Origin of the sequence: Bacillus sp. N5-665 (assembly GCF_022637375.2) — a bacterium.
Taxonomy (GTDB): domain Bacteria; phylum Bacillota; class Bacilli; order Bacillales; family Bacillaceae_G; genus Bacillus_A; species Bacillus_A wiedmannii.
Genome location: NZ_CP093325.1, coordinates 614,849 through 634,844 on the forward strand (window position 1 = coordinate 614,849; position 19,996 = coordinate 634,844).

Consider the following 19,996-nt stretch of genomic DNA (forward strand, 5'->3'; position numbering starts at 1 on the left):
AATGACAAACATTCAAAAACGTTTTTATAAAGGCCGTGTAGCATTAAATGTATTAGCAAACAATATCGAAAATGCAAAAGACATTTTTGAAGCGGCAGAAGGTTATGTAGTAGTGGGAGTGTTATCAAAAGACTATCCAACAGTAGAAGAAGCAGTAACTGCAATGAAAGCATACGGAAAAGAAATTGATGACGCTGTATCAATCGGACTAGGAGCAGGGGATAATCGCCAAGCGGCAGTTGTAGCTGAAATTGCGAAGCATTATCCTGGTAGCCATATTAACCAAGTGTTCCCTTCAGTTGGAGCGACACGTGCAAATCTTGGCGGAAAAGATAGCTGGATTAATAGTTTAGTATCACCAACAGGAAAAGTAGGGTACGTAAACATTTCTACTGGTCCAATTAGTGCAGCTGGAGAAGAAAAAGCAATCGTTCCAATTAAAACAGCAATCGCACTTGTACGTGATATGGGCGGAAATTCATTGAAATACTTCCCAATGAAAGGATTAGCGCATGAAGAAGAATATCGCGCAGTTGCGAAAGCATGTGCGGAAGAAGGCTTTGCATTAGAGCCAACAGGCGGAATTGATAAAGAAAACTTTGAAACAATTGTACGTATCGCATTAGAGGCAAATGTAGAGCAAGTTATCCCGCACGTGTACTCTTCTATTATTGATAAAGAAACTGGTAATACGAAAACAGAAGATGTTCGTGAGTTATTAGCGGTAGTGAAGAAGCTAGTTGATCAATATGCGTAAGAAAATTGCAGCATTTGGCGAAGTAATGATGCGCCTGCAAGTACCAGGATATGAATTGTTGTCACAAGCTAACACATTAAATTACTCATTTTCTGGTACAGGTGTGAACGTTGCAGCGGCGATTTCTCATCTCGGGCATGAAGGTTTTCTTATTTCAACTTTACCGGAAAACTCGGTTGGAGATGCTGCGATATCGCACATTCAAAAGTTAGGGATTCAGGCACCGTTTATTTCAAGAGGTGGTAAATATGTCGGCATGTACTTTTTAGAAAATGGATTTGGAGCACGTGCAAGCCGCGTTACATATTCAAATCGCCTAGAAAGTAGCTTTAATACGGCATATAAAGAGATGTATCAATTTGAAGAAATCGCCAAGGAAATTGATATCGTTCATTTTTGTGGAATTACACTTGCGATGAATGATACGGTGCGCCATCATATGAAATCTTTGGCGAAAGCAGTTAAAGAAAACGGAGGCACTGTCGTTTTTGATTGCAATTATCGTCCATCTCTTTGGGGAGAGGATGGATATGAGCAGGCGAAACCGCATTATGAAGAAATGCTGGCTCTTGCTGATATCGTTATGATGAATGAAAAAGATGCAATGTTCGTTCTTGGAATGAAAACAGAAGAGACAGAGCGAGAGGCGCAACTTGTTGATCTTATTCCGAAAGTGGCTGAAACATATCATATTGCTACAATTGCTGGTACACATCGCTCTATTAATAGCGATAATACACACTCGCTTCGCGGGTTTATATGTAAAGATGGTGCGTTCACTTTTGCAAAAACACTTACGTTTTCTGTATATGATAGAATAGGTGCTGGAGATGCTTATACGAGCGGGATTATTCATGGCGAGATAGAAGAGTTTGCACCAGAGAAAGCTGTTTCATTTGCGTCAGCAGCTGGAATGCTTGCACATACAATCGTCGGTGATACGCCAATGTCATCAGAGAAGGATATACTTCGGGCAATGACGGCATCAGTAGGTGATGTAGAAAGGTAGTGGGTGTAACGGTGAACGTAACGAGGAAAAAAGGACCATTATATTTACAAATAAAAAATATTATTCGTGATCGAATATTGCATGGTGTATATGCGATTCATACGAATATTCCTTCCGAACCGCAGTTAGAAGAAGAGTTCAAAGTGAGTAAAATTACAGTGCGTAATGCGATTAAAGAACTTGCTCAAGAAGGATATTTGGAAAAGAAAAGCGGTAAAGGAACGAAAGTCATCCGTAATACTTCTGCGACAAAGTTGTCAAAGGGAAAGAAATTTACAGAAGTGTTAGTGGAAGAAGGATATAAAGTACAAAAGAAATTACTAAAAGCAGAAGTCGTTCATAATGAAGAAGGAACAGTGCCATTTCGATTATTCGGTAAGGAGAGTTTTCGTATCGAACGTTTATATACGTTAAATGATGCACCGTACATTCATTATACGCACTATTTCTCAGCACACATGGCAAGTACAGATTTATCGGACTTTGATTTACAATCGCTTTATGATTTAGTTGAAGACCGAGGTATACATTTAGAAAACTTCAGAGATGAATTCGCAGTTGGACTCGCGCCTAGTTTCGTTGCAGAAGCGTTAGGTGAAAAAGAGGGGACAGCGCTATTAAAACGTATGCGTTATTCTTACGATGAAGTTGGCGAAGTAATTGAATATAGCGAAGGCTACTACAACACAGAAATGCAGCATTATGTAGTGAATTATGACGTATAAAAAGAGGGTATTCGCCCTCTTTTTTTATAAAGTGAAACTTTAATTGGGTTCATCCCGCACCAATTAGGTGTTTACTGTCCACAAATACGGGGGAAAAGTAAGGGGAATGAGAGATGGATATATACTTATTAATCGTCACGTTACTTGCAATCGCGATTGTTATTTTAGGGGTATCATGGTGGAAATGGCATGCATTTATTAGTTTAACAGTTGCGAGTTTATTTTTAGCCATCATGTCTGGACTGAATTTAACGAAAATAGTGACTGCCTATGAAACTGGTGTTGGTAGTGTACTAGGGCATTTAGTTGGTATTTTAGCTCTCGGAACAATTTTAGGAAAAATGATGTCCGATTCAGGGGCCGGCATGCAAGTGGCAGATTTCTTTATTCGATTTTTCGGTGTGAAGAAACTACCTTGGGCTATGTTATTTGCAGGATTTGTTATAGGGATTCCGGTATTTTTTGAAGTGGGGATTGTCATTTTATTACCACTTGTTATTTCCATTCGAAAAACGACGAAGCAAAATATATTATTAATTGCGTTACCTGTTATTGCTGGATTATCTATTGTGCATGGGCTCGTACCGCCACATCCAGGGGCGATGACAGCAATCGGTATTTATAACGCGAACTTAGGAAAAGTACTTTTATATTCATTAATTATCGCGTTACCAACAGCCATTATCGCAGGACCTATATTTGCAAAGTGGGTACATAAAAGGGTTATACCTGAAAATGAACCAGAGCTTGTTCGAGTTACGACAGTATCAACTGATTTACCAAGTCGTAAAGTTTCATTCTTTATTATTTTATTACCGGTTGTATTAATGATTTTATCAGTAGTTGCACCATATATTTCATTACCGGAAAAAATAACTGAATTTTTTGTGTTTATAGGAAGTCCAGTAATTGCTTTACTTATTTCATGTTTCGCAGCATTCTATTTACTTGGAATAAGACAAGGAATTAATAAAAAGGTCATTAAAAAATTAACGGATGAAAGTTTATTACCGGTCGGTTCCATTATTTTAATTATCGGTGCAGGTGGTGGATTTAAACAAATATTAATTGAAAGCGGCGTTGGAACGGCGATTGCACAAATGGCAGAACATATATCGTTATCACCAATTGTATTAGCGTTCATGGTAGCTGGATTAATTCGAATTGCAACAGGTTCAGCGACAGTAGCATTAACGACAGCAGCTGGAATTGTTTCACCAGTTATTCAGCACATGTCTGGAGTGAATTTAGAATTACTCGTTATTGCAACGGGTGCAGGATCATTAATGTTTTCTCACGTAAATGATGCAGGTTTCTGGCTTGTAAAAGAGTATTTAGGATTAACGGTGAAGGAAACATTTAAGACATGGACGGTACTGGAGACATTGTTATCATTTATCGCATTTGGTTTTGCACTTTTATTGAATATGTTTATTTAGAAGATACCTTAATTGGTATCTTTTTTTTTGATGAAGCCCATTTCCGAAAACAAGCCCTTTTTTAGGTGAGCCAAGCTTCCTATTCGCCCTGAAAACATACTATAAATGGAATCCCCTCATTTAGAACAAGAGGAACTTGTTATGAATGATACTAAAGGAGGAATAGGGTAATGAGCGAAAAGTGTGAACACAGACATGATGATTGCGACCGTAGACGTGGATGCGGAGGCGGTTTTGCGCTTCTAATCGTATTGTTTATTTTATTAATTATCATCGGTGCTAGCTGCTTCGGCGGAGGCGGCGGTTGTGGCTATGGTGGTTATGGCGGTTACGCAGGCGGCTATGGTGGATATTGCTGCTAATTTTTTAAAAACTATTGAAAATGGCCTTGTGCAATACGCACAAGGCCATTTTATTCATATTTTTATATGCTGTGATAATTTATTAATATACAGAGAACGGATTAAGAAGAAGAAAATAATCTCGATAATCCCGAAAAAGGTGAGTACGATACATGTCTCTTTTAGTAAGGAGAAAGAAAACATGCTTTGTAAAAACTTAACCGCAAATAACGTGTGAACACCAGCAACGATATACGGAACAAAAAATAAAATTCCTAATTGAATGGTTGCAGAGCGAAACATTTCTAATTCAGTTAAGCCAAGCTTTGTAATCGTAATATACTTTTGTTTTTCAGTTGTTAAGTCATTATACATACGGAAATATAAGACACTAGCCGCACCGATAAAGAAGATAAAACCAAGAAATGCCCAAATAAAGAATTGAGCAACTGCATTTCCTTTACCGTAAATGAGTTCATCCGTAGCCGTATGTATGAAGAAAGGAACTTGAGCGTTCTCTTCTGTATGCTTTTCGTAGAACGCACGTGCATCACCACTAATAACGCGTAACATATTTCTGGTTGGAACTATTGCATTTTCCCAGTTTTCTACGAAGTAGTTATAGATTACGGTTGTTTCAATATGAGGAATCATATTATCAAATACATAATCTTGTACGACAGCTAAATGTGGGAATGCAAAGGATGGTTCTATTCCCTTATTAATAAACCCTTTAATATGAAATTCTTTTTTATTAGATCCGAGTGTAATCGTATTTTGCTTTGCAAATGGATTAGATACGAGATCGAGAAGTTCTGGTGAGTGGCGAGAAATAATATACACTTCTGTAGAATCGATTGTTATTTCCGGTCTTTTCAATTGTTGAGCGATTGCGTTATAATCGCTCATCTTCATAAGCATAATATCTTCTTTTGAAGCTGTATCTTTTAAGACTGTAAACTTATATTTGTTGTACTGAAAATTACTAGTTGTAAGCTCCGTTTCAATTGTAGAAATATGCTTTTGCTCAAGGGAATTGTCACCTTCTGATGTATAAGTGAAGGGGACGGGATATCGCTCTAGTACTGATGCCTTCGTATTGTTATTAGCGGCGAATAACCCAATAATAATTGTAAATGCAAGTGCAGATAGCATAGAAACGATAAAGAGTACGTTAATATTACTACGGGTACGAGCAACTAAGTCCGAAATCCATAACATATTTATTTGTTTCAAATAAAACTTTCTACGCTTCTTTAAAATATAGATAAAAAGAAGAAATGTTTGTGAAAAGAATAAATATGTCCCGACTACTACGAGTGGTAAAATAGATAACATAATAAAAAAGACAGATCCATTTTGCACATTTTTTTCCGTTACGTAGCCTCGCGGATAACCAGCGATATAATAGCATAGCCCTAAACAAATTAAAGCGAATAAAGAGATGAGTATAGATGGTCTTTTTTCAGCTGGCATTTTCTTGTTCCCTTTAATGAGGTGGGCTGTTTTTCGAGTACGAATAAACATTGGTGTAAACGTAGAAACGATTAAAAATAAAATGATAAACGTTACGGTTGTAACGATAATCGCCTCTGTTGGCCAATATAAATAAAGGCCTTTCGCACTTGTTAATTTCGAAGTGACTAATAAGAAAAAGTTAGAAAACACGAGGCCACCTTGTATACCGATAAAGATGGACAATATCCCGATCATCATGTTTTCAGTAAATAACAGTCTTTTTAATTGTCTCTGTGAGATACCGAGAATTGTGAGTATCCCGAATTGCTGCTTCCGTACATTTAAAAATGTTCCAATTGAATATAAGAGAAAGAAGAACGAGAACATAACAATCACAAGCTGTGCCGTACTAGCTAAGTTCATTAGAGGATCACGTTCTTGAAAGCTTTGTACACTCTGTAACCGCGGGTGATACGCGTATACAGTAAATGAAAAGAAAACCATGATAGAAAACGCACTACTTACAAAGTAGGCGAAATATGCTTTCGAATTACGCGAGACATTTTTAAATGCGAATTGCCAAAATGTCATCCACGTCTCCCTCCTAATAATGCTAAAACATCTAATATTTCTTGATAAAATTTCTCGCGATATAGTCCGCGGTGTAGTTCGTTGTAAAGCTCACCATCTTTAATGAAAATGACGCGGTTACAATAACTTGCTGCAAATGGATCGTGCGTAACCATTAAAATTGTTGCATCTTCTTCTTTATTTAACTTCGTAAATAACTCCATTACATCGATCGCTGCTTTCGAATCTAAGTTTCCTGTTGGTTCATCGGCAAGTAGAAGTGACGGATGATGAATAACAGCACGTGCTACTGCGGTACGCTGTGCTTGGCCCCCAGAAACTTCAAAAATACGTTTGTCTAAAATATGATCAATGCCAAGCTTTTTTGAAATGTTATCAAGCTTTTCGTCCATTTCTTTTAATGGAACATTATCTAATGTTAAAGGTAGTACGATATTTTCACCGATTGTTAGTGTATCTAGTAGGTTAAAGTTTTGGAAAACAAATCCTAACTCTTGTCGGCGGAAAATAGCTAACTTCTCTCTACGAAATGTGTGCGGTTTTTTTCCGTTAATAACGACATCACCAGAAGTAGGTGAATCAATTGTAGAGATAACGTTTAAAAATGTAGATTTACCACTACCAGATGGTCCCATGATAGCGACAAATTCTCCTTTATCTACATGTAAATTTATATTTTTTAAAGCAGTATGAGGGACTTTTCCTTCATACACTTTTGAGACGTTTTTTATGTGTAATACTTCTTCCATAGTAATCACCTTTCTATCCTTTAGAACTTAATGTGTTGTGATAATTTTTGCATATAGAAGGAACGAATTAAAAGGAAAAATATAACTTCAACTGTTCCAAAAATCATCAGTACGACTGTAATCTCAGCGAAGAACGAGAGATGTAATATTTCTTGTAGCATCTTTGTCGCAAACATCGTATGAATCGATGCCATAATGTAAGGAACAAAGAATAAAATAGCAAGTTGAATGGTAGCAGATCGTTTCATTTCGGCTTCTGTTAAACCAATTTTTGTAATCGTTACATACTTTTCTTGCTCATTTGTTAAATCTGTATACATTCGGAAATAAAGAACACTGCCAGCACCGATAAAGAAAATAACACCTAAGAAAGTTCCAATTAAGAAGAATGAAGCGACATTTAGTTTAGTTGTGTATAGAGAATCGCTCGCTTCACTTGCATGGAATGGTGGGTGCTCAGCCTTAATCGCTTCATTATCATTATCAATTTTTGTTATAAATGCCGAACCGATGTTATTAGCTTTTTCCCAATCGTTAACTGTAAAGCTATACACACTCATCTGTTTTGAAACTGATGATAATGCTTCTACATTTTCATCAGATAGTATGAGTAATTGTGAGATTAAGCTGTTTGGGAAAGGATTATAATTTTTATATTCTTTCACTTGGAGCTGTAGACTGTTTTGAGTAAGTGTAAGAATATCTTTCCTTTCTGTATCATAAATTGTGCCAATGAATTGATCATCTATGTCTTTTATAAGGATATAAGATTCATTATTTTTCACGTTGAGATGTTCCCAATTTAACGCCTTAGCAAGTATATTGTAATCACTTTGTTTAATTGCATAATAGAGCTTTGGGTTTTCTTCAGCCGAAGATACTTCATATATATCCGTTTTAAGTTTTTTATAAGTAAAGTGCTCTTCATTAAATTTTTGTTCTAACCAATTTAAATGTTCATCCGCTAACGTATTTTCAGTATGTGATAAATACGTAAAAGGGAAAGGGTTTTGTCTTATTGCATCAAACTTTGTAAATTTCCCAAAACCGTATAAGAATGTAATCATAGTAAAAGCGAGTGTTGATAGCATCGCTACAATAAAGAGCATGTTAATGTTTGTCCGAATGCGCGCTGCTAAATCAGAAATCCAAAGCATATTCGTACGCTTCATATAAAATGTTCTTCGCGTTTTTAATATACGAATGAGTAAAAAACTAATTTGTGAAAAGAAAAAATATGTTCCAGCTGCGACAAGTGAAGGAATAACAAATATGCTAGAGACGGCATATAAGATTCCAATCATATCACCTAGGGACATAAAATATAACGGATTTGCTGCTAATACATATCCAGTTATTAAACATGTCGCACCAAATAGAGAGATGAGCACGGATGCTTTTCTTTCTTTTTGCTTTGTTCCTTCTTTTAAAAGACGTACAGCCTTTCTCGTCCGAATGAGCATCGGCGTAAAAGATGAAACGAGAATGAAGAGTCCAAGAAAGATGATCATAGTTAAAATAATAGCACTCGTTGGCCAATATAAATATAAACCAGGTACATGTGTAATTTTGGCGGTAACTAGTAGAAAGAACTGTGAAAAGACAAGTCCAAGTTGAATGCCGAAAAATATGGAAAGAACACCAATTAACATGTTTTCTAGAAATACAAGTCTTTTTAATTGTTTTTGAGATATACCAAGTACTGTTAAAATCCCAAATTGTTTTTTTCGTACTTTTAAGAAAGTACCGATTGAATATAGTAAAAAGAAAAAAGAAAAGAATACAATGACAACTTCTGAAATTGTCATTAATATGTTCAGAGCAGCATTCACGCCTGTCATATGCAATTTAGGATGAAATAAATAAACCGCAAACGAGAAAAAAATTGCAATGGAAAACGCACTACTTACAAAATAGGCGAAATAAGCTCTGGCGTTCCGGGTTACGTTTTTGAATGCAAACTGCCAAAATGTCATTCACCTGAACCTCCTAATAAAGTGAAGATAAAAAGAGTATGAAAGATACTCTTTTTATCACGTTTGTCTTAAATAATTTGTCCATTCGTATATTGTGATAATTTTTGCATGTAAAGTGAACGAATGAATAAGAAAAATACAATTTCAACGACTCCAAAAATAATAAGAACGGCTGCAACTTCTTTGAACAAAGATAGATCTATTACATCTTGTAGCATTTTCGTTGCAAACATTGTATGAATGGATGCCATAATGTAAGGAACGAAAAATAAAATACTAAGCTGAATGGTTGCAGATCGTTTCATCTCTTTATCTGTCACACCGATCTTAGAGATTGTTATATACTTCTCTTGTTCATTCGTCAAATCTGTATACATTCTAAAGTAAAGAACGCTACCAGCTCCAATGAAGAAAATAACTCCTAAAAATGTTCCGATTAGGAAGAATGCGGCACTACCAGACGTTATTTTATATAACGTTCCTGCTGATTCAAAGGATCGAATAAGAGGCCCTTCATACTGGGAATTATTTCGATCTTTTTGCACCTTTTCTATAAAATCATCCGCAATTTTATATGTCTGTTCCCAGTTTTGAATTTTGTAATTGTATGCTGATATATGTTTTACCGTGTTGGGTAAGTTATTTACGAGAATATCAGGTAAAACTATCGTTTGATATGAAAAGCCAGATGGAATTGCATTAACATGCTCATAGCCTTTTACTTTTAATTTCGTATTTGTACTAGAGAGTGTAATGTAATCTCTTTTGTAGCTTTGCTCAAATTCATTAAATATAGTGATATAAGAGGTCCCCGTTAACACGTATGCTTCGTTATCATCCATAAATAGTTGTTTCATTCGTAAAGAAGCAGCAAGTTTGTTATAGTCACTTTGCTTAATTGCGTATACGTCATTATAAATAGCTACATCTTTATCTTCTCTTAGTGGTGTTTCATATATATCAGTTTTGATTTTCTCATAAGGAAAATGCTCTTTTTGTAACTGTTGTTCAAGCCAATTTAAATGCTCAGTAACAAAAGGATTTGCATCATAAGAAAAATAAGAAATTGGGAAAGGAGAAGTTCTATTAACCTCTAGTTTAATAAACTTCCCAGATCCATATAGGAACGTAATCATTGTGAAAGCAATTGTAGAGAGCATCGCTACAATAAAAAGCATATTAATATTCGTTCGAATACGGTTTGCTAAATCAGAAATCCAAAGCATATTCACCCGCTTCATATAAAACTTTCTTCTTTTCTTTAAAATATAAATGAGTAAGAAACTAATTTGTGAAAAGAAAAAATATGTCCCGATTGTAACAAGCGTTGGGATAACAAAAATACTTGAAACCATATATATAACACCTATTTGCGGGCTTACTGATACGAAATATTTAGGATTTCCAGCTAAAGCATAACCACCTAATAAACAAATCGCACCAAATAAGGAAACAAGTATGGACGGTTTTTTTTCTTTTTGTTTTCCGCCATTTGTTTTTAAAAGGCGTACCGCTTTTTTTGTACGAATAAGCATTGGTGTGAATGTAGATACAATGATAAAAAGACTAAGGAAGACGATAGTCGTTAAAATAAAGGCGTTAATAGGCAAGTATAAATATATGCCTGGGACGTGCGTAATTTTTGCTGTGACTAATAAGAAAAATTGTGAAAATACAAGTCCAAACTGCATACCGAAAAAGATAGATAAAATACCGATTAACATATTTTCCATAAAAACGAGACGATGTAATTGCTTTCTCGATATACCTAAAACGGTCAAAACTCCGAATTGTTTTTTTCTAACTTTTAAAAAAGTACCAATGGAATATAGTAAAAAGAAGAAAGAGAAAAATACAATTACAACTTCTGAAAATATCATTAATCCTGAAATTTCAGCGTTCATGCTAAAGTTTTGTAATTTCGGATGGAATAAGTAAACAGCAAACGAAAAGAAAACAGCAATGGAAAAGGAACTACTTACAAAGTAAGCAAAATAAGCTCTCGAGTTGCGCGTTACATTTTTAAATGCAAATTGCCAAAATGTCATAATATGTACCTCTTGCTAGAAGGCAAATATGTAGTTTTATTGCAAAAAATGTATGAGAGTAAGTTCTCATACATTTTGCTAGCATATGTTCCGATCATGCTTCGGTCACCTTCTCCGTAGTTTCTGCTTGATTATTTGCAGCGTTGTGGAAGATGATTTTAATCGTCGTTCCTTTACCAACTTCAGAATCTAGTTTGACAGAGTGACCTAAATAATCACAAATTTTACTTACAATATAAAGTCCCATACCAGTAGATTCTCCGAATGCGCGACCATTTTTCCCAGTGTAAAACGGTTCAAATACTCTTCGAATATCTTCTTGCGGAATACCAACACCTTCATCGCGAACTTCTAAAATAATATCTTTTCCGTTTCGGTAAGCAGATAGGAATACTTTCTTTCCGCGCTCACCAGAGTAACGAACTGCATTTGTCATTAACTGATAAATGATGAACTTTAGCCATTTCGCATCAGAAGCAACTTTTAAATCGGAATGAACTTCTAAAACAGGGAAGACCCCGTTTCGAATGAATAGTTCTTTTAATCCGTTAATATTTTTTGTTACCGCATCTTTTAATGAAATCGTCTCAACATGGAAATCTTCATGGAAGTTATTTAACCTTGCCATATATAAAGCCATATCGAGCCCTTGATTTAATCGTTCTAATTCTTTTTTGAATTTCGGAATCAAATGTTCATCTTCCATTTCGAGCACCATAAGCTGCATAACAGAAACAGGTGTCTTCATTTGATGCACCCAGTGGTTAATGAATAATTGATGTTCTTGTTGTTTTACTTCATACGATTGTAGTTCTTTTTGGAATAGACGATACTGCGTGCGCACGAGTTCATTTACACCGTGAGGCATCGGAGCAGTTGCTCTTTCAATAAACGCATCTTCCATTTTCTCTGGTTGCTCACTTAATCTATGGTACATTCTACGATTGCGGACGTAACGATAAGCGAGGAAACAAATGAATAAATATAAACTTAAAACGACGAAGTAAAATTTATTATTTTGAAATCCATCTACTGCATCATAAAGAACGAAAATGATGCCGAAGTTTAATACATATAGTAGAAAAAATGCAAAATGATCACGTAAAAATAGCTTCATGCTTATTCACTCCAAGTTGCGTTAAAACGATACCCAAGTCCACGTACTGTTTCAATAGCATTTTCAATACCAAGCTCATTGAACTTTTTACGAAGACGCGTAATGTTTACGTTTAATGTATTTTCCTCAACGAAACTTTCGTCATCCCATAGGGCAGCTAATAAATCTTCACGGCTCGCTGTACGAGGGAATTTAGATAATAACATTTCTGCTAAAATAGCTTCTTTTTTCGTTAAAAGAACTTGTTCAGCACCGAAATGGATTTCTGGGCGTTCTGGGAATAGTTTTAAACCTTCTACTTCAACGATACGTTCAGAAATATTTGGCGCATAATCACCGTAAATACGGCGTAATTGACCTTTAATTTTCGCCATTACAACGTCATAGTGGAACGGTTTTGTAATATAATCATCCGCACCGCTTTCAATCGCCATAATTTGTTCCATCTCGCCAGCACGCGCTGAAATGAAAATAATTGGACAAGTAGATTCATGACGAATTTGACGGCACCAATAGAAACCATCGAATTTCGGTAAGTTTACATCGAGTAAAACAAGATGTGGTTTCACTGCGTTAAACGATTCCATAATATCATCGAAGTTCTCTGCAACAACAGCTTCATAGCCATATTTTTGAATGTGAGATTGTAGTAATGATGAAATATTTGGATCGTCTTCAACGATTAAAATTTTGTACATATGTATATTCCTCCTAAAAAAACAATTGTAGCTATAGTGTATCATGTGTTTCAAGTCTTTTCATTATGTTGAAATGTAGGCTAATAAACAGTATAGGTCAAAAGTGTGAAAAGTAAAAAGGGCGTATGCATAATTGACAATTAATTGGAAGTTGTTTAATATTTAGATAAATATCTAAATGTCTAATTATCGAAAGGAAGAAAGACATTGAATCAAGCATTCAAAGCATTAGCAGACCCAACAAGGCGAAAAATTTTAGATTTATTAAAAGAAGGTGATTTAACCGCTGGAGAAATTGCTGAACAATTTAATATGACAAAACCAAGTATTTCACATCATTTAAGCGCGCTTAAAAATGCTGAACTTATTCAAGATGAAAAGAAAGGTCAATTTGTTATGTACTCTTTAAACACAACTGTCTTTCAAGATTTATTAACTTGGGTGTTTACGTTTACGAATAAGGGGGAAGAGGGGAAATGAAGAAGCATCTTTTTGCAATTATATTAATTGTTACAACTTGTTTAGCTTGGGCGTTTGCTTGGCCACATTTGCCGGATACAATTGCGACACATTGGAGCGGCGGTAAGGCAGATGGTTATTCTTCTAAACTTTATGGAATGATTTCGATGGTTGGAATTATGATTGTGTTATATATATTTCTAAATGTATTACCAAAAATTGACCCAAAGAAAGCAAATTACGAGAAGTTTTCTAAAGCTTTTATGATGATGAATAACGGAATATTATTGCTACTATTTGTAGGGAACATAGATATTATTACAAGTGGATTAGGATACAACTTATTCATTAATCGAGTGCCTGAATTATTAGTTGGTATTTTATTTATAGTCATCGGCAACTATTTACCACAGTGCAAACCAAACTACTTTGTCGGTATAAAAACGCCGTGGACATTAAGTAATGAGGAAGTGTGGAGAAAAACGCACCGTTTTAGTGGAAAGGTGTTTGTTGTATTAGGAGTTATTATGATTTTAAGTATTTTTGCTCCGGTAGCGTGGAAAACTTTCCTAATCATTGGCATTATTGTTGGTGCAGTAGGATTAACAATGGGATATTCCTACGTCGCTTATAAAAAAGAACTAAAAATATAAATAAAAGCTGCTTTTCCTTTTAAGGAGGAGCAGCTTTATTTTTTATTTCTTCAAAACCGGTATCCAAATTTCACTTTTAAAGTTTGGGGAGGATGTATCTTTCTGTTCATTCCACAATATTTCTGGTCCTTCTGCTAGTTCATAGTTTGAGGAAGGAAACCATTCGGAATAAATGCGTCCCCATACATTTTGTAATGTTTCAGGAAATGGACCGACAGCTTCAAATACGGCCCACGTTGAAGCTGCGACTTCAAGTTGTGCGAATTGCTCTGGACAATCTTTCATTGAGGCTACTCCAATGTAGTGGTCGAGTTCTCCATTTTCCTCCATTCTTCCTTCAGAAAAGTTAGTAGAAGCACTAATAATTCCAGTAGGTTCCATGTTTGAAAGGGACTTTAATGTTTGAATGGTCCCTGGATCTAAGCTTTTCCACATAGAAGCAATTTCTTCATTTACACCGTTAAATACAATCGGTACGCGTTTTGTAATACCAATGATTTGAAATGGCTCTTTTTCTTCAATTCGATAGTTCATTTCATTTCCTCCTTGAATCGATAACTGGAAGGTCATTGGTGAATAAGCTTTCAAAGAATGACTACTATTTCGGGCCTCTGAAGGTGTTATGCCGTGCAAGTTTTGAAAAGCACGTGTAAAAGAATCTGGCGAGTTGTACCCATATTTTATAGCAACATCAATGACTTTTGCAGCGCTATCTTTTAGTTCAAAAGCAGCAAGAGTAAGACGTCTACAGCGAATATATTCTGATAGTGATACGCCAGCTAGGAAAGAGAACATTCTTTTGAAATGATATTCGGAGCAGAAAGCTATTTTTGCGACTTCTTTAAAATCAATTTCATCTGTTAGGTTGTTTTCAATATATTGCATTGCCGCATTCATGTTTTTAAGTGAATCCATATCATGACCTCCTTGTTAAATAGAATAGCAGGAAAAAAACAGGTCCATCCGACATTTCATGCACAACTTTGTAGGGTACATTTTTAACCTTACAAAATTGTAATGTTCCTGTAAGGAGAATGAATGGATGGCATGATATCCCAATGTTATAGTAACAAAGTACTTTTGTTCAGTATGTTAAATTTTGATTTCTCTACTTACCGGCCTTACATAACTGTCATGTTTGTGTAAGAAACATCGATAGTGGCAAGAGTAGAGAGTGTATATAGTTGAAAATAGAGAATAGAAGAAATGAGGGATGTCGAGATGAAAACAGTGTTAGAAGCAAAGAATATTGAAAAAGTGTATGACACGGGTGGTAATAAATTTGCAGCGTTAAAAGGTATTAACTTACAAGTAAAAGAAGGTGAGTTCGTTGGAATTATGGGACCTTCTGGTTCGGGTAAGACTACTTTACTAAACGTTCTTTCTACAATTGATAATGCGACGAACGGTGAAATTTTAATTGATGGAAAAGATATCGTGAAGATGAACGATGATAAGTTAGCGTTATTCCGCCGCGATCATTTAGGGTTCATTTTCCAAGATTATAATTTATTAGATACGTTAACGGTAAAAGAGAACATTGCGTTACCTCTTGCGTTATCAAAGGTGAAAGCAAGTGAGATTGATCGCCGCGTTCTTGAAATCTCAAAGAAATTCGGTATTGATCATATTTTAAGTCAGTTCCCATATCAAGTGTCGGGCGGACAGAAGCAGCGCTGCGCAGCATCGCGTGCGATTGTTACAAGTCCTAGTATGATATTTGGTGACGAGCCGACGGGAGCGCTTGATTCTAAATCAGCGACAGATTTATTAGAAAGTATGAAGTCGTTAAATGAATATGATAACTCTACAATTTTAATGGTAACGCACGATGCGTTTGCGGCGAGTTATTGTAAACGAGTTATTTTCATTAAAGATGGTGAGTTATATAAAGAATTGCACCGCGGTGAATCAACACGTAAACAGTTCTTCCAAAAAGTCGTTGACGTAATGTCTTCCATTTCTGGAGGTATGGCTGATGACCTTATCTAGCATTGCCCTCCGCAACATACAGCGGAACTTTAAAGACTACTTTGTATATTTTGCATCTATGATTTTTAGTATCGTCATTTATTTTACATTTAAAGCACTGCAATACAATTCACAAATGGAAAAAGCAGCGGAAGCTTCTAAAAAGATTAGTGGAGCGTTCCAAGTTTCAAGCGTGATGCTTATTATTTTCGTAGCAGTGTTCATTATATATTCGAACGGTTTCTTTACACGAAAGCGAAAAAAGGAAGTTGGGTTATATTCTTTATTAGGTATTCGTAAAAGACAGATTGGTAAAATGCTCTTTTATGAAAATATGTTAATGGGATTAATGTCATTAGTAATCGGTATTGCCATCGGTAGCGTTCTTTCAAAACTATTCCTTGAACTACTAATAAATATGATGGGAATAAACTTAAATGTTCATTTTGAAGTACCGATGGCTGCAGTTATTGATACAGCAATTATTTTCTTTGTAATTATTTTGTATACATCACTTCAAGGATATCGTTTAATTTATCGATTTAAGCTAATTGAACTTTTCCGAGCAGAACGTGAAGGAGAAGCAATGCCAAAAGGCTCTGTCATTATGGCGTTAATTTCAGTTTTCTTAATCGGCTCAGGTTATTTCTTAGCGTTAATGTTTATGAAGGCAGTTATGTATGCAAACTTTATGGTAGTTGCACTTTATATATTACTTGCAACAGTATTAGGTACGTATTTACTATTTATGTTCTTTACAGTATTCGTATTGAAACGTGCAAGAAATAATAAGTCAGCGTTTTATAATGGTATGAATATGATAACGACGTCACAGTTACTATACCGTATTAAAGGAAATGCAAAGTCACTTGCGACAATATCTATTTTAAGTGCAGTGACATTAACAGCGGTTGGTACGTCAGTTACGATGTATTACAACACATTTACGCAATCAAAAACATCCATGCCATACAGTTACTCTTATGAAAAAAAAGATGCAGAATTGGATAAGAAAGTAAATGCAATTCTTGTGGAGGAGAAGCAGGATCACCCTGTTAAAGATCAATTTGAAATTGAAACGGTTCCTGTCAAAGGGAAGTTCGAAGGAGATAAAGTTGATTTCATTCTTAATATGAATTACACGATCTCAGAGAAATATCAGTTTATATCTCAATCTGAATTCAACAAAATTGCGAAAAAAATCGATGCGGAAACAGTGAATGTAGCTACTGGCGAAGCATTTATATATGATAGTTCTTATATGGAAGGGTATGAGTTTAGCCCTGAATATAAAGGAAATAAAGCGGTATTCCAAATTGGAAATGAAACGAAGACATTGACGATCCAAGGTGTAAATAATACTGCAATTACGAACTTAGGTGAATTAGTTGTTGTCGTTCCAGATGAAATGTATGAACAAGCGAAGCAAGCATTTGGAACACGTGTTGTAAAAAATATTGATGTAAAAGATGAAAGAAACAGTAAAGTATTAACAGAAAAATTAACAAAAGTGATGCCAGCTGGTGAATCAGAAATGGCACCACCATTTAGAGACTTCTACACTGGTTTCCATATGGGACTTGAAGCAACTGGACTAATGATGTTCATCGGACTATTCTTAGGCTTAGTCTTCCTATTAGCGACAGGCTCCATTATTTACTTCAAGCAGCTTACAGAAGCAAGTGCTGACCGTGATCGTTACATTGTCCTTCATAAAGTTGGTGTAACGAAACAAGAGATGAAGAAAGCTATTGCAAAACAAGTGAGCTTTATCTTTGCAATTCCACTAGTAATCGGAATTCTACACAGTTTGTTTGCATTAAAAGGTTTAGGAAACATACTACCATTTGAAATTATGGTTCCGCTTCTAATTAGTATCGGAGTATATAGCGTTATTTATATCGGATATTACTTCTTAACAGTTCGTTCTTATTATAAGATTGTGAGTGCGAAGTAATGCAAGAGTTGTTTTTATCTTAGTAAAAAAGCATCCGACTAACATGTTAGTCGAATGCTTTTTTTGTCTATACGTGAGCTTTATTTTCGTCCGAACTATCAAACATGTCCATTACTTTAAAAATACCTTCTAATAGCAAGGTACATAAAATAGCGAAAATTAATACGGCATGAGGTGATAATTCAACTGATGTGAAGTTAAGGTCTGCCAACCAAAAGTAACCTACATAAAAACTTAGAAATGTGCTAACAGCCGAAAGTGTAAATCCTAAAAATCCTAATTCCTTTAATTTTTCCTCAGATAATTTACATAAACGTAAAACAATAGAGAAGAGAATTCCTACTATGAAAAATCCCATACATAATGCGAACAATGATATTATGCTTGGATACTTAACTTCATCGGGCATCCACTTTTTCATTCCCACTATTAAAAAGGTAGGGACAAGAATAGGTAATAAAAGTGGTAGCACTATTTGTATAGCTGCAAATAATGCATTTGATTTATTATCGTTTTGATTATTCATAAAGCCTCCAAAAATGATTTCTATACTAATTCCAAATATCTTAGAGGATTTTAACATAAAAATAGTAACTTCGCTATACAAAATCGGAGTAGGATCATGATCATTCATGGTAAATAAACAAGCTGACTTATTTGTATATGTTTGATGCGCTTATCTTTGGAATTCAATTTTTTATGTTTGTTTATAGTAAAGATGAAGATTTCCTTCATCTTCATAAAATCTTAAGAAATCTCCTCAATATTTGTTAAGAAACGATAGTTATACTTAAACACAAGTTAAAAACTATTGAACGAATGGAGAGGGAGTATATGCAGCTCATAACATTCTTAACTGAATTTATAAAACATCCGAAACATATTGGTGCGGTTGTACCGAGCTCAAAAATATTAGCAAGGAAAATGGTAGATGTAATTGATTTTAATAGAGCGAAATGCATTGTAGAGCTAGGGCCTGGTACAGGAGCTTTTACGAAAGAGATTATGAAGAGAAAGAAGAAGGAGACAATATTTCTCCTTGTTGAAATTAATGAAGTATTTTTTAAAGAGTTAAAGAGAAAATTTAAAGATGAGCAGAACGTGATTGTTATACACGGTTCAGCTGAAAATATAAAGAAGTATATGGAACAATTAAATATAGAATGTATTGATTACGTCTTATCAGGATTGCCTTTTACTTCTTTACGAGAAGAGGTTTCAAAGCGCATTTTAAACAGTGTAATGGAAACGATACATGAGAACGGGGAATTTATTACATTTCAATATTCACTTGTGAAAAAAGGATTTATACAGAATTTCTTTCCTGAAATTACACTAGAAAAGGTGTGGCTTAATTTCCCACCAGCTTACGTCTTTAGTTGTAGAAAAGAGCTAAGGAGAGCATATGCATAATGGAGTTACATGAATTAATGTCATACATTGAGCAGTATGGTTATTGGGCACTATTTTTTTGTTTATGGCTTGGTATTATCGGTATGCCGATTCCAGATGAAATGATTGTCATGAGCGGTGGATTTGTATCATCAATGGGGATATTAAGTATGATTCCAGCCTTTTTATTAACGTATTTAGGTGTTGTATCAGGTCTTTCTTTAGGGTATATACTGGGGAAAATATTTGGCATAAAAGTGCTTAATAAATTGATGAAAAAGAAAAAGGCGAAGTACCTTTTAAAATCACAAGAAATAGTAGGGAAATATGGTCATTATGCATTAGTAATAAGTTATTTTATCCCCGTTGTGAGACATATCGTACCGTATTTGGTTGGAATGAATAATATGTCATTTAAAACGTATGCATTGTATTCCTATATGGCAGGACTTGTTTGGACGCTAGCTTATTTTATGCTGGGCTCTCTATTCGGAAAACAGATAGAAACGATTGTAGCACTTGCGACGAAATATGGGATGTATTTAGGTGGGGGCATTATGATTATTACTATCATTTCTTATGTGTACATTCAAAAGAGGAATGCAGTAGTGAGTGAAATAAAGCAACATTCATAGTTTGGTAAATGATGCTGGAGG

At 35.1% G+C, this 19,996-nt stretch carries 19 protein-coding genes; 11 read left to right on the forward strand and 8 right to left on the reverse strand.

Features of this window, described 5'->3' with window-relative positions; all coding sequences use genetic code 11:
• The first annotated feature begins 1 nt into the window (after position 1).
• The 5 genes from dagF to MNO09_RS05475 all read left to right on the forward strand — a co-directional run bounded on the left by dagF (position 2) and on the right by MNO09_RS05475 (position 4,292).
• Positions 2-757, forward strand: coding sequence for a 2-dehydro-3-deoxy-phosphogluconate aldolase (gene dagF / locus MNO09_RS05455; protein ID WP_000181913.1), 756 nt, complete (start codon positions 2-4; stop codon positions 755-757).
• Complete coding sequence (locus MNO09_RS05460) at positions 750-1,766, forward strand: sugar kinase (protein WP_001227488.1); 1,017 nt, start codon at positions 750-752, stop codon at positions 1,764-1,766. Before dagF ends, MNO09_RS05460 begins: the two co-directional genes overlap by 8 nt.
• Positions 1,766-2,491, forward strand: a complete 726-nt coding sequence (locus MNO09_RS05465) for a GntR family transcriptional regulator (protein ID WP_000539289.1) — start codon at positions 1,766-1,768, stop codon at positions 2,489-2,491. Before MNO09_RS05460 ends, MNO09_RS05465 begins: the two co-directional genes overlap by 1 nt.
• 113 nt (positions 2,492-2,604) lie before the next feature.
• On the forward strand, positions 2,605-3,930 hold the full coding sequence (gene gntP / locus MNO09_RS05470) for a gluconate permease GntP (RefSeq protein WP_000356170.1): 1,326 nt from the start codon (positions 2,605-2,607) through the stop codon (positions 3,928-3,930).
• A gap of 170 nt (positions 3,931-4,100) precedes the next feature.
• Positions 4,101-4,292: a YjcZ family sporulation protein gene (locus MNO09_RS05475; protein ID WP_001290386.1), complete on the forward strand. Its 192-nt coding sequence runs from the start codon at positions 4,101-4,103 to the stop codon at positions 4,290-4,292.
• A gap of 54 nt (positions 4,293-4,346) precedes the next feature.
• Here MNO09_RS05475 and MNO09_RS05480 read toward each other — a convergent pair whose 3' ends face one another.
• The 6 genes from MNO09_RS05480 to MNO09_RS05505 form a co-directional block, all read right to left on the reverse strand.
• Positions 4,347-6,320, reverse strand: a complete 1,974-nt coding sequence (locus tag MNO09_RS05480; protein WP_000144957.1) for an FtsX-like permease family protein — start codon at positions 6,318-6,320, stop codon at positions 4,347-4,349.
• Positions 6,317-7,069: an ABC transporter ATP-binding protein gene (locus tag MNO09_RS05485; RefSeq protein WP_000393250.1), complete on the reverse strand. Its 753-nt coding sequence runs from the start codon at positions 7,067-7,069 to the stop codon at positions 6,317-6,319. Before MNO09_RS05485 ends, MNO09_RS05480 begins: the two co-directional genes overlap by 4 nt.
• Before the next feature lie 20 nt (positions 7,070-7,089).
• Positions 7,090-9,045 (reverse strand): FtsX-like permease family protein, encoded by a 1,956-nt coding sequence (locus MNO09_RS05490; RefSeq protein ID WP_000145019.1) that lies wholly within the window; start codon positions 9,043-9,045, stop codon positions 7,090-7,092.
• Between the two features lie 68 nt (positions 9,046-9,113).
• Positions 9,114-11,093 (reverse strand): FtsX-like permease family protein, encoded by a 1,980-nt coding sequence (locus tag MNO09_RS05495; protein ID WP_000145074.1) that lies wholly within the window; start codon positions 11,091-11,093, stop codon positions 9,114-9,116.
• Positions 11,094-11,187: 94 nt separating this feature from the next.
• A complete protein-coding gene (locus tag MNO09_RS05500; protein WP_000765339.1) occupies positions 11,188-12,210 on the reverse strand; it encodes a sensor histidine kinase in 1,023 nt (340 codons plus the stop codon).
• 2 nt (positions 12,211-12,212) lie between these two features.
• Entirely contained in the window at positions 12,213-12,908 is a 696-nt protein-coding gene (locus tag MNO09_RS05505) for a response regulator transcription factor (protein WP_000276736.1), read from the reverse strand.
• Positions 12,909-13,115: 207 nt separating this feature from the next.
• On the opposite strand from MNO09_RS05505, the gene MNO09_RS05510 reads away from it, so the two are divergent.
• Both MNO09_RS05510 and MNO09_RS05515 read left to right on the forward strand, forming a co-directional pair.
• On the forward strand, positions 13,116-13,388 hold the full coding sequence (locus MNO09_RS05510; protein ID WP_001070539.1) for an autorepressor SdpR family transcription factor: 273 nt from the start codon (positions 13,116-13,118) through the stop codon (positions 13,386-13,388).
• Positions 13,385-14,020 carry an SdpI family protein gene (locus MNO09_RS05515; RefSeq protein ID WP_000716341.1) on the forward strand — a complete coding sequence of 212 codons (636 nt, stop codon included), beginning with the start codon at positions 13,385-13,387 and terminating at the stop codon, positions 14,018-14,020. The genes MNO09_RS05510 and MNO09_RS05515 overlap by 4 nt, the downstream gene beginning before the upstream one ends.
• Before the next feature lie 42 nt (positions 14,021-14,062).
• On the opposite strand, the gene MNO09_RS05520 is transcribed toward MNO09_RS05515, so the two are convergent.
• Positions 14,063-14,935, reverse strand: coding sequence for an AraC family transcriptional regulator (locus tag MNO09_RS05520; RefSeq protein WP_000377706.1), 873 nt, complete (start codon positions 14,933-14,935; stop codon positions 14,063-14,065).
• Positions 14,936-15,241: 306 nt separating this feature from the next.
• Between MNO09_RS05520 and MNO09_RS05525 the strand changes: the two genes are divergently transcribed.
• The gene (locus MNO09_RS05525; RefSeq protein WP_000859659.1) at positions 15,242-16,012 is read left to right on the forward strand and encodes an ABC transporter ATP-binding protein; all 771 of its coding nucleotides are present in this window, start codon (positions 15,242-15,244) and stop codon (positions 16,010-16,012) included.
• A complete protein-coding gene (locus MNO09_RS05530) occupies positions 15,999-17,948 on the forward strand; it encodes an ABC transporter permease (protein ID WP_000176143.1) in 1,950 nt (649 codons plus the stop codon). The genes MNO09_RS05525 and MNO09_RS05530 overlap by 14 nt, the downstream gene beginning before the upstream one ends.
• A 67-nt stretch (positions 17,949-18,015) precedes the next feature.
• Here MNO09_RS05530 and MNO09_RS05535 read toward each other — a convergent pair whose 3' ends face one another.
• Positions 18,016-18,474, reverse strand: a complete 459-nt coding sequence (locus MNO09_RS05535; protein WP_001064712.1) for a hypothetical protein — start codon at positions 18,472-18,474, stop codon at positions 18,016-18,018.
• A gap of 308 nt (positions 18,475-18,782) precedes the next feature.
• On the opposite strand from MNO09_RS05535, the gene MNO09_RS05540 reads away from it, so the two are divergent.
• Entirely contained in the window at positions 18,783-19,361 is a 579-nt protein-coding gene (locus MNO09_RS05540) for a class I SAM-dependent methyltransferase (protein WP_001176096.1), read from the forward strand.
• The gene (locus MNO09_RS05545; RefSeq protein WP_000418951.1) at positions 19,361-19,975 is read left to right on the forward strand and encodes a DedA family protein; all 615 of its coding nucleotides are present in this window, start codon (positions 19,361-19,363) and stop codon (positions 19,973-19,975) included. Before MNO09_RS05540 ends, MNO09_RS05545 begins: the two co-directional genes overlap by 1 nt.
• Positions 19,976-19,996: the final 21 nt, after the last annotated feature.